Annotated in this window: 8 protein-coding genes and 1 pseudogene; 4 read left to right on the forward strand and 5 right to left on the reverse strand. The window is 68.4% G+C overall.

All coding sequences use genetic code 11. The annotated features are described in order from the left end of the window. Both JWP83_RS11385 and JWP83_RS11390 read right to left on the reverse strand, forming a co-directional pair. Positions 1-257: pseudogene (locus JWP83_RS11385) on the reverse strand (trehalose phosphatase); the annotation flags it as partial. A 41-nt stretch (positions 258-298) separates the two neighbouring features. Further along, positions 299-1,615: a wax ester/triacylglycerol synthase domain-containing protein gene (locus JWP83_RS11390; RefSeq protein WP_297730057.1), complete on the reverse strand. Its 1,317-nt coding sequence runs from the start codon at positions 1,613-1,615 to the stop codon at positions 299-301. 166 nt (positions 1,616-1,781) lie between these two features. Here JWP83_RS11390 and JWP83_RS11395 point away from each other — a divergent pair, with 166 nt between their 5' ends. Continuing rightward, positions 1,782-5,063 carry an error-prone DNA polymerase gene (locus JWP83_RS11395; RefSeq protein ID WP_297730058.1) on the forward strand — a complete coding sequence of 1,094 codons (3,282 nt, stop codon included), beginning with the start codon at positions 1,782-1,784 and terminating at the stop codon, positions 5,061-5,063. Between the two features lie 79 nt (positions 5,064-5,142). Here the strand turns inward: JWP83_RS11395 and JWP83_RS11400 are convergent, their stop codons facing one another. Further along, a complete protein-coding gene (locus JWP83_RS11400; protein WP_297730059.1) occupies positions 5,143-5,553 on the reverse strand; it encodes a TIGR03667 family PPOX class F420-dependent oxidoreductase in 411 nt (136 codons plus the stop codon). A 33-nt stretch (positions 5,554-5,586) separates the two neighbouring features. Between JWP83_RS11400 and JWP83_RS11405 the strand changes: the two genes are divergently transcribed. After that, complete coding sequence (locus JWP83_RS11405) at positions 5,587-6,231, forward strand: nitroreductase family protein (RefSeq protein WP_297730060.1); 645 nt, start codon at positions 5,587-5,589, stop codon at positions 6,229-6,231. A 1-nt stretch (position 6,232) separates the two neighbouring features. Here JWP83_RS11405 and JWP83_RS11410 read toward each other — a convergent pair whose 3' ends face one another. Further along, a complete protein-coding gene (locus JWP83_RS11410; protein ID WP_297730061.1) occupies positions 6,233-6,559 on the reverse strand; it encodes a YciI family protein in 327 nt (108 codons plus the stop codon). 38 nt (positions 6,560-6,597) lie between these two features. Beyond that, complete coding sequence (locus JWP83_RS11415; RefSeq protein ID WP_297730062.1) at positions 6,598-7,062, reverse strand: tRNA (cytidine(34)-2'-O)-methyltransferase; 465 nt, start codon at positions 7,060-7,062, stop codon at positions 6,598-6,600. A 267-nt stretch (positions 7,063-7,329) separates the two neighbouring features. Between JWP83_RS11415 and JWP83_RS11420 the strand changes: the two genes are divergently transcribed. Then, the gene (locus tag JWP83_RS11420) at positions 7,330-7,926 is read left to right on the forward strand and encodes a hypothetical protein (RefSeq protein WP_297730063.1); all 597 of its coding nucleotides are present in this window, start codon (positions 7,330-7,332) and stop codon (positions 7,924-7,926) included. A gap of 511 nt (positions 7,927-8,437) precedes the next feature. Further along, a partial coding sequence (locus JWP83_RS11425; RefSeq protein ID WP_297730064.1) for an ATP-binding protein occupies positions 8,438-11,146 on the forward strand: 2,709 nt, incomplete at its 3' end.

An 11,146-nucleotide genomic window follows, 5' to 3' on the forward strand; every position in this document is an offset into this window, starting at 1 on the left:
CCGGTGCGATCGACCCCGATGATCAATGCGAAGCCGCCGTCGCGGGCCGCCCGCACGAAAGTCGGGTCGTTGGCGACGACGGCGCACCGGTCCGGCCGAACCGACAGCTCGTCGGCCGCCTCGCTCAGGGTGTCAGGGGAGAAGAACCCGACGCCCACGCCGGCCTCCCGTAGCTGCCGGATCAGGGTGTGCGCGGAATCCAACGCGGCTTCGAACAGCACCGCGTCGTGGCGGCGCGGGTCGATGATGACCGGCATTCACCAACCTTCTCACGGTGCCGGGCACCGCCGAGCCCGGGTCAGTAAGGCGCCGACGGCCGCGCCCGTTGCGCCTGGCTCGGATGCATGCGGGCCGCGCGCTTGCGCCGATGGTCCTTGCTGAACAGCAACACCGAATCCTGGCTCAGGGCCACCATCCGCGCCATGCCCAATTCGATGCCCGCGGCCAACTGCCTGACGTCGGCGGCGGCGTCGTATTCGGCGGTGATGCCGAACACCACTTCGTCGCCGTAGCTGAGCACCGCGACCCCGCTGCTCAGCGCCACTGCGGTCGGGGGGATCGGCAGCAGGCGCTCCATCGTCTGGCCCATCAGCCGCAGCTGGTGGCGTGGCCCGGGGGCGTGGGTCCCCAGCGTCACGATGGCGGCGTGCGGCAGCCGGGTCAGCATTTGTAACACATTGCTGCGCAACAGGGTTGGCAGGCAGTTGAGCGCCGACTCCACCAAGCCGGGTTGACGCTTGCCGGCCTGCTGGACCTTCCAACGGTCGTGCACCGTGCGCAGCTGCCGGACCGGGTCGTCGTGCTCGACGGGCAGGTACGGAAGCATCGCCGAACGCACCGGCGTCGGCACCAGGGTGCGCAGCGAGTCCGCCCGCGGTTCTTCGCCGCGGCACAGCAGGACCCTCCGGAAGCCCTCGGTGATGGCCGCCAGGGCAACGTCGTTGACGGTCACACTGAACTTGCGGCACACCTTGTCGACGTCGGCGACGGGCACCCGCACCGTGCCGTACCGGCGCATGACCGGCTCGGCCGAAAGCCGCTCCGTCGGCCACATCGCCCCGAACATGGTGCCGGCCACCGCGGCGGCCCGCCCCAGGGCGTCGGCCCAGCCGGGCCGCGGCTCCGACGAAACCTGCGCGACGCCAACATGATTGGCGAACGTGTCGCCGCCGGCGTCGTCGCAGAGCCTGGCCAGCAGGTGGGCGGCGTCGGCCACGCCGTGGTGGGTCTTCATCAACATCGCCCACCGGTTGCCCTTCAGGCCCTCGATGACCCAGCACTCCCACGGCGGACGGTCCAGGTCGAGGGGACGCTCCAGGGCGTAGGCGATGGCCTGGGACAGTTGGGCTTCGTCGCCGGGGCGCGGGATCGCCACGCGGCGCACGTGATGGGCGACGTCGAATTCCGGGTAGTCGATCCACTCGAAGTTCTGCGCCCGCAGCAACTGCGTGCATCGCGGAATCGACCGGACCCGTTCCGCCAGAAGCTCTTTCAGCTGTCCATAAGCGGGGACGTCGCCATCCACGATGGCGACCGCGCCGATCGCCAGGCTCGCGTGCTGATCGGGATCCTGAGCCTTGAGGTAGGCCGTATCCAGTGTTTTCACTTGTGACATGCTCAGTCCCCGCCCTCGTTTTTTGACCTCGTACCAGTATCTGTGCGGCGCCTCATGCGCGGTAGCTCCGCAGCGTTAAGAGCTTGTTTAGGAGTTGAAGATCCGTTTAACAACCGTTGTCCTGGGCCGTGGTTAAATCGAACATACATTCGATACACTGTCATACGTGGGCTGGTTTAACGGGCCGCTGAGCTGGGCGGAAATGGAGCGGGTGCTCGACGGCAAGCCGCGCCATGCCGGCGCGCCGGCGGAGCCCCCGGAGGACGCCCCCCTGTCGCGCAAGCGCGGGACGTACCAGCCGCCAGTCGACACCCGGCCGTCCCGCTCGTCGGTCGCGTATGCCGAGTTGCACGCGCATTCGGCGTTCAGCTTCCTCGACGGCGCCAGCACCCCCGAGGAGATGGTCGAGGAGGCTTCCCGGCTGGGCATGCGCGCCCTGGCGCTCACCGACCACGACGGCCTGTACGGGGCGGTGCGGTTCGCCGAAGCGGCCGCCGAACTCGACCTGAGCACCGTGTTCGGCGCCGAGCTGTCGCTGGGGCCGGGCGCCCGCACGGAGACGCCGGATCCGGCCGGCCCGCACCTGCTGGTGCTGGCCCGCGGCCCGGAGGGTTACCGACGGCTGTCGCGCCAACTGGCCGCGGCGCATCTGGCCGGCGGGGAGAAGGGCAAGCCGCGCTACGACGTCGACGCGCTGACCGAGGGCGCCGGCGGGCATTGGCACATCCTGACCGGATGCCGTAAAGGCACTGTGCGCCTAGCGCTTTCCGACGGCGGCCCGGAGGCGGCCGAGCGGGCGCTGGCCGACCTGGTGGACCGGTTCGGGGCGAACCGGGTCAGCATCGAGCTGACCCATCACGGTCACCCGCTCGACGACGAACGCAACGCGGCGCTGGCCGCCCTCGCGCCGCGCTTCGGCGTCGGGGTCATCGCCACCACCGGGGCGCACTTCGCCCATCCGTCGCGCGGCCGGCTGGCCATGGCAATGGGTGCCATCCGGGCCCGGCATTCCCTGGATTCCGCCGCCGGATGGCTCGCCCCGCTGGGTGGTTCGCACCTGCGGTCCGGCGAGGAGATGGCCCGGTTGTTCGCGCAGCGGCCCGAAACTGTGACGGCCGCCGCCGAACTCGGCGAACAGTGCGCGTTCGGGCTGGCACTCATCGCGCCGCAGCTGCCGCCGTTCGACGTGCCCAACGGGCACACCGAGGACAGCTGGTTGCGGCACTTGACCATGGCGGGAGCGCGCGACCGCTACGGGCCGACCGAAAGCGCACCCCGCGCCTACTCCCAGATCGAGCGCGAACTGAAAGTCATTGCCCAACTGACATTTCCGGGTTACTTCCTGGTGGTGCACGACATCGCCCGGTTCTGCCGGGAGAACAACATCCTGTGTCAGGGCAGGGGATCGGCGGCCAATTCCGCGGTCTGTTACGCCCTCGGTGTCACCGCGGTCGATCCGGTGGCCAACGAGCTGCTGTTCGAGCGCTTCCTATCGCCGGCCCGCGACGGGCCGCCCGACATCGACATGGACATCGAATCGGACCAGCGCGAAAAGGTCATCCAGTACGTCTACGACAAGTACGGCCGGGACTACGCCGCCCAGGTCGCCAACGTCATCACCTACCGTGGCCGGATCGCGGTGCGCGACATGGCCCGCGCCCTGGGATTTTCGCAGGGCCAGCAGGACGCGTGGAGCAAGCAGATCAGCCATTGGAACGGGCTGGCCGATTCGCCCGATATCGAGGACATCCCGCCGCAGGTGATCGACCTGGCGACCCAGATCCGGAATCTGCCGCGGCACATGGGCATCCATTCCGGCGGCATGGTGATCTGCGACCGCCCGATCGCCGATGTGTGCCCGGTGGAGTGGGCGCGCATGGAGAATCGCAGCGTCCTGCAATGGGACAAAGACGACTGCGCGGCAATCGGTTTGGTGAAATTCGACCTGCTGGGTCTGGGCATGCTCTCGGCGCTGCACTACGCCATCGACCTGGTGGCCGAGCACAAGGGCATCCGGGTGGACCTGGCCCGCCTCGACCTCTCCGAACCGGCGGTGTACGAGATGCTGTCCCGCGCCGATTCGGTCGGCGTGTTCCAGGTGGAGTCGCGGGCGCAGATGGCCACGTTGCCCAGACTGCGGCCGCGGATCTTTTACGACCTGGTGGTGGAGGTCGCTCTGATCCGTCCCGGGCCCATCCAGGGCGGGTCGGTGCACCCCTACATCCGGCGGCGCAACGGCATCGACCCGGTCGTCTACGACCACCCATCCATGGAATCCGCGCTGCGAAAGACGCTGGGGGTGCCGCTTTTTCAGGAACAGCTGATGCAGCTGGCGGTAGACTGCGCCGGCTTTTCCGGCGCCGAGGCCGACCAGCTGCGGCGCGCCATGGGCTCCAAGCGTTCGGCCGAGCGCATGCGACGGCTGCGCGGCCGGTTCTACGAGGGCATGCGCGCGCTGCACGGCGCCCCCGACGACGTGATCGACCGGACCTACGAAAAGCTGGAGGCCTTCGCCAATTTCGGCTTCCCCGAAAGCCATGCGCTGTCCTTCGCGTCGCTGGTGTTCTACTCGTCGTGGTTCAAGCTGCACCACCCGGCGGCGTTCTGCGCGGCGCTGCTGCGCGCGCAGCCGATGGGTTTCTATTCGCCACAGTCGCTGGTGGCCGACGCGCGCCGGCACGGCGTGACGGTGCACGGCCCGGACGTCAACGCCAGCCTGGCACACGCCACCTTGGAACAGGCCGGGACGGAGGTTCGGCTGGGTTTGGGCGCCGTCCGCCATATCGGCGACGACCTCGCCGAGCAGCTTGTCGAGGAGCGAAAGGCCAACGGCCCGTTTGCATCCCTGCTGGACCTGACGACCCGGCTGCAGCTTTCCGTGCCGCAGACCGAGGCGCTGGCCACGGCCGGGGCGCTGGGCTGCTTCGGCATGTCCCGGCGGGAGGGGCTGTGGGCGGCCGGGGCCGCCGCCACCCAACGACCGGACCGGTTGCCCGGCGTGGGGTCGTCGTCGCACGTCCCGGCGCTGCCGGGGATGAGCGAGCTGGAGCTGGCCGCCGCCGACGTGTGGGCCACCGGCATCTCCCCGGACAGTTACCCGACGCAGTTCCTGCGCGAGGACCTGGACGCGATGGGCGTGGTGCCCGCCGAGGCGCTGCTGGGCGTGCCTGACGGCGACCGCGTGCTGATCGCCGGCGCGGTGACCCACCGGCAACGGCCCGGGACGGCCCAGGGGGTGACGTTCCTCAACCTCGAGGACGAGACCGGGATGGTCAACGTGCTCTGCACGCCGGGGGTGTGGGCGCGGCATCGCAAACTGGCCAACACGGCGCCGGCGCTGCTGGTCCGCGGGCAGGTGCAAAACGCCAGCGGCGCGGTCACCGTCGTCGCCGAGCGGCTGGGCCGCATCACCCTGGCGATGGGCTCGAAGTCGCGCGACTTCCGCTGACAGCCTTCGTCGAGCGCGCGCAGAATGCCGGCAATGCCCGGCGTGTCGCGTACAGACACGCACGCTCGCGAGTGGATCGCTAGCCCGTGGGTGTGGTCCACACCTTGGTCGGGGTGATCGTCAGCCGGGTGCTGTAGGAGCCCATCGCATCGGTCAGGCCGAAGTTCGCCGCGTCCTCGCTGTACTTCGCCCAGTACGGCTGGTCGTCTCGGCAGTCGACGCCGGTGGCGTCCACCGTGGCGATCCCGCCGACGACGATGATTCCGCCGCCATGGCCGTCGGAATCCAGGTTCAGGCTCACCTTGGGGTGCGCCTTGATGTGGGCGACCTTGGCCGCCTGCGGCATGGAGTAGACCGTCAGCCTGGCGCCGTCGAAGTAGAACCAGATCAGCCGCGGAACCGGTTGCCCCGATTTCGCGACGGTGGTCAGCCACCCATAGTGGTCGGAGATAAGCCTGCTGGAAACCTCTTGTGTCAGTTCGACGCTCATGGCACGAATCTAGCCCGAAGGTAGTCTCCACACATGACCCTCAACCTGTCCGTCGACGAAGTCCTCACCACCACCCGCTCGGTCCGCAAGCGCCTCGACTTCGACAAGCCGGTAAGCCGCGAGGTGCTGATGGAATGCCTGGACCTCGCGCTGCAGGCGCCCACCGGTTCCAACTCGCAGGGCTGGCAGTGGGTGTTCGTCGAGGACGACGAAAAGAAGAAGGCGATCGGCGACATCTACCGGGCCCGTGCCCTCCCCTACCTCAGCTCGCCGTCAGCCGAATACCCTGAGGGCGACACTCGCGGTGAGCGGATGGGCAAGGTCCGTGACTCCGCCACCTATCTCGCCGAGCGCATGCACGAGGCGCCGGTGCTGTTGATCCCATGTCTGGAGGGCCGGGGCGAGCAGGCGCCGTTGAGCGGCGTGTCGTTCTGGGCCTCGCTGTTCCCGGCGGTCTGGAGTTTCTGTCTGGCGCTGCGCTCCCGGGGGCTGGGTTCCTGCTGGACGACGCTGCACTTGCTCGACGACGGCGAGCAGCAGGCGGCCGAGGTACTCGGCATTCCCTACGACAAATACAGCCAGGGTGGCCTGTTTCCGATCGCCTACACCAAGGGCACCGACTTCCGGCCGGCCAAGCGGCTGCCGGCCGAGCAGCTCACGCACTGGAACGCCTGGTAAGTCAGGTCGCCAGCGGCCACACCTCGACGACCCCGTGCGCGACAGCACAGGGGGTTTGGCTCACACGCTCGATCGCCGCGTCGAGGTCGTCGGCCTCCAACACCGCGAACCCGGCGATCGGTAACGCTGATTGCAGGTACGGCCCGGGCTCGGTCTGCACGCCGGAGGTCTCGGGATTGCGCACCTGAACGGGGCGTCCGGCAATTCCGATCAGCGCCCCGGCCGCGCGCAACTCGTCGTCGCGCGCGTGCGCGGCCTCTTTGCATTCGTCGCCCACGCGGTTGTACCCAGCCGCGTCCCCGTAACCGATCGTGATGAATGTAGCCATATCAATGCTGACTCGCGCGCGGCCCAGTATTCATCGGGTCAAACGGCCCCGCTGTACCCGTTCTGGCGCCAGGCCTCGTAGACGGCGATCGCGGCCGCATTGGACAGGTTCAGCGAGCGCCGGCCCGCCAGCATCGGGATGCGCACCTGACGGGTGATGTGGGCGTCGGCCAGGGTCGCCGCGTCCAGCCCGTCGGGTTCCGGCCCGAACATCAACACGTCGCCCGCGCGGTATGCGACGTCAGCAAACGACGTGGCCGCGTGCGCGGTGAACGCGACGACCCGCGCCGGCAACAGCGCATCCCACGCGGCCTGCAGCGACGGATGCACGGTGACCGACGCGAGGTCGTGATAGTCCAGGCCGGCTCGCCGCAGTTTGGGCTCGGACAGGTCGAAACCCAGCGGCTCGACCAAATGCAATTCGGCACCGGTGGCGGCTGCCGTCCGGATCGCATTACCCGTGTTGGGAGCGATGCGCGGGGTGACAAACAACAGTTTGAACACAACAAAATTCCCTCCCGATATGCGGGTCTTTCGAAGGTTACGTCTATCCAGGTCAACCGAGGACTCGACCTCTGGAGCATCAACCGCGTCGAAGGAATGCGATCACCGAACAATGCTGGCGCTTGGACGTTCAACATGAGAGTGCCTGCCGAGATCAGACAGCAATCGCTCTGGTTGGAGTAGCCAAATACTCTATCGAGCTTTCATATCGGGCGATAAACGTCTATAGGACAACGGATTTGTCGGATCGCCACGAAAGGAAGAAGCATGTCGAACTTAACTGTGGCAGCATCGGTGCCAGAAGCCCTGGTAGCCCACTTAAAAGAGATTGAGAAGCTACCCGGTGTGCGGGTGAATCGCATTCCAGTGGTGACGTCACCGGTCACTCAGCGTGAGATCCTTGACGCCGCCGGTGACGATGTCTCGAGGTTGGAGATGGACCAGCTCGCCGCCGTCGCCACGCTTAACCCGCGCAAGCCCGCGGTCGACGGAGTCGCATGGCTCGATTTCGAGACCGTCACCTACTACACGGCGGGCGCCAATCCGTTCGCCTCAATCGGGACCTTCTCAGGCAACGCGGAGTTTCCGCCATACCTGAGCCTCACCCTGGAGCATCCGCCGACGGGAGCCGGGGTCCTGGTCACCTGCCGGGCGACAAGCATCGCCGTAGGGCCCCACTACCCGGGGTATTTCCGGGTGGAAGGGCCGGGCGTAGCGGCCAGTTTCGAGGACAACGCAAGACCCACCACGTTCACATTCGTCGTCCCGGCCAGCGGGAGCGGTCCCGTTGAGATCAAGGTCTACACCGATCCCGACCGCATTCAGCTATGGGCCTTCCACGACTGCACGATCACGCAGATCTAGCTCGACCCCAGCAGAGCCCCGGCTCAACCGTGATCTGACAGCGACGGTGTCTCGCCTGCGACCGTCAGGGCTCACCAGCAGTTGGCAGTAGGGAGCACACCCGGTATGGCAGCCGAGGCTTGCAGGACATTCGCTTGGAGGTCAACGTGTCTTAGCTTGGACAGCTTGACCGCCACACAGACGACCGCAACGAGCGCGATCACGCATGGGTTGGAGCTTTTCCGACGTTCGGGGTGACGAACAACAGCCGGAACATCTGCCGATCATGACAAAGCGGTTTGTTTGCCAGACTTGCATCCCCGTGCGCGGGCCAACCTTGGAGGGCTCTGGCTACTCAGTAGGAATTGTGGAGACCTCGGCCGCGGGCTGTCATACTCGTCGGATTGCCAGGCGTTTATCGCTGGCGCCGTTCTGCGTGGGGTAGGCGGAATAAAGCAGGAAGTCTTATGAGCCTCTCGTTTCTCCGAGCGTTGAGAATCAGCGCAACGGCCGGTCGCGCGGCCGCAAGCACATGACGATGTTCACCCGCCCGGCCCACGCGGCCGAGGCGGTCGCGCCGGAATACACGCAGGCCGCGGTGACCAACGGGCCGCGGGCCAAACGCCCGCCGACCTGGTCGCTCAGCAACTGGCCCGTCCGCTACAAAGTCCTGGCGATTGTGCTGGTACCGCTGGTTTTGGCGACGGCTTTCGGGGGGTTGCGCATCAATGACGCGATGGCCAACTCCAGCGGCCTCAAGCTGGCCGCCGCCCGCGCCGACGTGCTGCCGGCGATCACCAAATACATGTCGGCGTTGGACGTCGCGCTGCTGGCGAGCTCCACCGGGCGCGACGTCGAGGGCGCCAAGAAGAACTACGAGGCGCGCAGGTACGAGCTGCAGCAGCGGCTGGCGGACACCGACGTCACCCCCGACGTCCGATCCGGGGTGAGCACCCTGCTGAACGGCGGTGCGGGGCTGCTCGACAAGGTGGCCGACAACAGCATCGGTTTGCGGGAACGGGTGACCACGTACGCCCCGCTCCTGCTGACGGCCGAGGACGTGATCAACGCGTCGGTGCACGTCGACGACGAGCGGATCCGCGCCGAGGCGCAGGGCCTGAGCCGGGCCGTCGGCGCCCGCGGGCAGATGACGATGCAGAAAATCCTGGTGACCCGCGGGGCCGACCTGCCCGACCCGCAGCTGCGGACCTCGATGATCACCCTGGCCGGCACCGAGCCGTCGACGTTGTTCGGGATGAGCGAGGTGCTGGGCGCCGGATCCCCCGAAGCCAAGACGCTGCAGCAGCAAATGGTGACGCGGATGGCGATCATGTCGGATCCGGTCAGCGCGCTCGTCGACAACCCCGACCTGCTGCGCTCGATCGAGACCACCGACAGGATCGCCGAGCAGGTGATCAACGATGCCACCGCGTCGGTGACCAAGTCCGTGCACGCCTTGGCCACCGACCGGCGCAACTCCGCCATCCTCGACACCGCGCTGGTGCTGGCCGTCATCGTGATCGCGCTGCTGGTCGTGTTGCTGGTGGCGCGCGCGCTGGTGCGGCCGCTGCGCGTCCTGCGCGACGGCGCGCTCAAGGTCGCCCACACCGACCTCGAGGAGGAGGTGGCCCGGGTCAAAGCCGGTGGCGCCGAACCGATCCCGCAGCCGCTGCCGGTGTACACCACCGAGGAGATCGGTCAGGTCGCCCACGCGGTCGACGAGCTTCACACGCAGGCCCTGCTGCTCGCCGGTGACGAGGCGCGCCTTCGATTGCTGGTCAACGACATGTTCGAGACCATGTCGCGGCGCAACCGTTCACTGGTCGACCAGCAGTTGATGCTGATCGACCGGCTGGAGCGCAACGAGGAGGACCCCGAGCGCCTGGACAACCTGTTCCGGCTGGATCATCTGGCGGCCCGGCTGCGGCGCAACAGCGCCAACCTGCTGGTGCTGGCGGGCGCGCAGCTCGCCCGCGACCAGCGTGACCCGGTGCCGCTGTCGACGGTGATCAACGCCGCGGTGTCCGAGGTCGAGGACTACCGCCGGGTCGAGCTGAGCGGCCTGCCCGACTGCGCGCTGATCGGCGCGGCGGCCGGCGGCGTCATTCACCTGTTCGCCGAGCTGATCGACAACGCCCTGCGCTACTCGCCGCCGACGACGACCGTCCGCATCTCCGCGGGACGCGGCGGCGACGGAGGCGTCATGCTGCGGATCTCCGACTCCGGCCTGGGCATGAACGACGCCGATCGGCGCATGGCCAACATGCGGCTTCGGGCCGGCAGCGACGTCACCCCCGACAACGCCCGCCACATGGGCCTTTTCGTGGTGGGCCGGATCGCCGCCCGGCACGGCATCCGGGTGGGGCTGCGCGGCCCGTCGGCCAACGAAGCGGGCGCCGGCACGACCGCCGAGGTCTACCTCCCGCCCACGGTGCTCGCGCCCGCGCCCGGGGCCCGCTCGGCTGGGCCGCAGGGACGGGCCGGGGCCGTGTCATCGCCGAGCACCAAGCTCGCCAATGCCATGGCGACGACGGACCCCGCGGGTGGGCCCGCCGGGCTGCACGCCGAGCCGGAGCCCGCGAACCAGAACGGCGCTGAGACGTCGGCACCGTCGGTCACGTTGTTGCCGCGCCGCAACCCGGGCTCCAGCGGCATCACCGAGGTGCCCGAGGTTCCCGAGCCGGCCGAGCAGCTGCCGCGGCGACACCGGCGCGAGCTGGTCACTCCCTGGTGGGAGGGCGGGCAGCAGGCCAAGCCGGAGCCGAAACCGGCGCCGGCCAAACCCGCGGCGGTGTCGGACACGTCGGCGTTTTTCGCCGCGCGTTCCCAGGCCGCCGCGAAGGAAATCCCCGGCGCCAAGCCCGAGAGCGAGCCCGCCCCCGCTCCGCTCGCGTCGATCCCGACCATTCCGAAAGCCCCGGAGGCCGCGCAGGCCCCGGAGGCGCCAGCCGACGACGACGTCATCTACCGTCGAATGCTGTCGGAGATGCTGGGCGACCCGCACGACCTGGTCAACAGCCCCGACCTGGATTGGCAGTCGGTGTGGGACCGCGGCTGGTCGCTGGCCGCCGCGGCCGAGGACAAGCCCGTCGAATTGCACACCACCGAGCACGGGCTGCCGGTCCGCGAGCCCGGGGCCCGGCTGGTGCCCGGCGCCGCGAACGGGACGGGCACAACCGAAGAGGACCGGCCGGACGAGGACCAGGGATCCCTCGTCGGATCCAACGGCGTGGCGCGGCAG

This window comes from Mycobacterium sp. (assembly GCF_025965855.1).
GTDB lineage: Bacteria > Actinomycetota > Actinomycetes > Mycobacteriales > Mycobacteriaceae > Mycobacterium.

Coding starts and splice junctions, on each gene's coding strand:
- JWP83_RS11390 (WP_297730057.1), bottom strand. CDS start 1,615: ATGTCACAAGTGAAAACACTGGATACGGCCTACCTCAAGGCTCAGGAT.
- JWP83_RS11400 (WP_297730059.1), bottom strand. CDS start 5,553: ATGAGCGTCGAACTGACACAAGAGGTTTCCAGCAGGCTTATCTCCGAC.
- JWP83_RS11405 (WP_297730060.1), top strand. CDS start 5,587: ATGACCCTCAACCTGTCCGTCGACGAAGTCCTCACCACCACCCGCTCG.
- JWP83_RS11410 (WP_297730061.1), bottom strand. CDS start 6,559: ATGGCTACATTCATCACGATCGGTTACGGGGACGCGGCTGGGTACAAC.
- JWP83_RS11420 (WP_297730063.1), top strand. CDS start 7,330: ATGTCGAACTTAACTGTGGCAGCATCGGTGCCAGAAGCCCTGGTAGCC.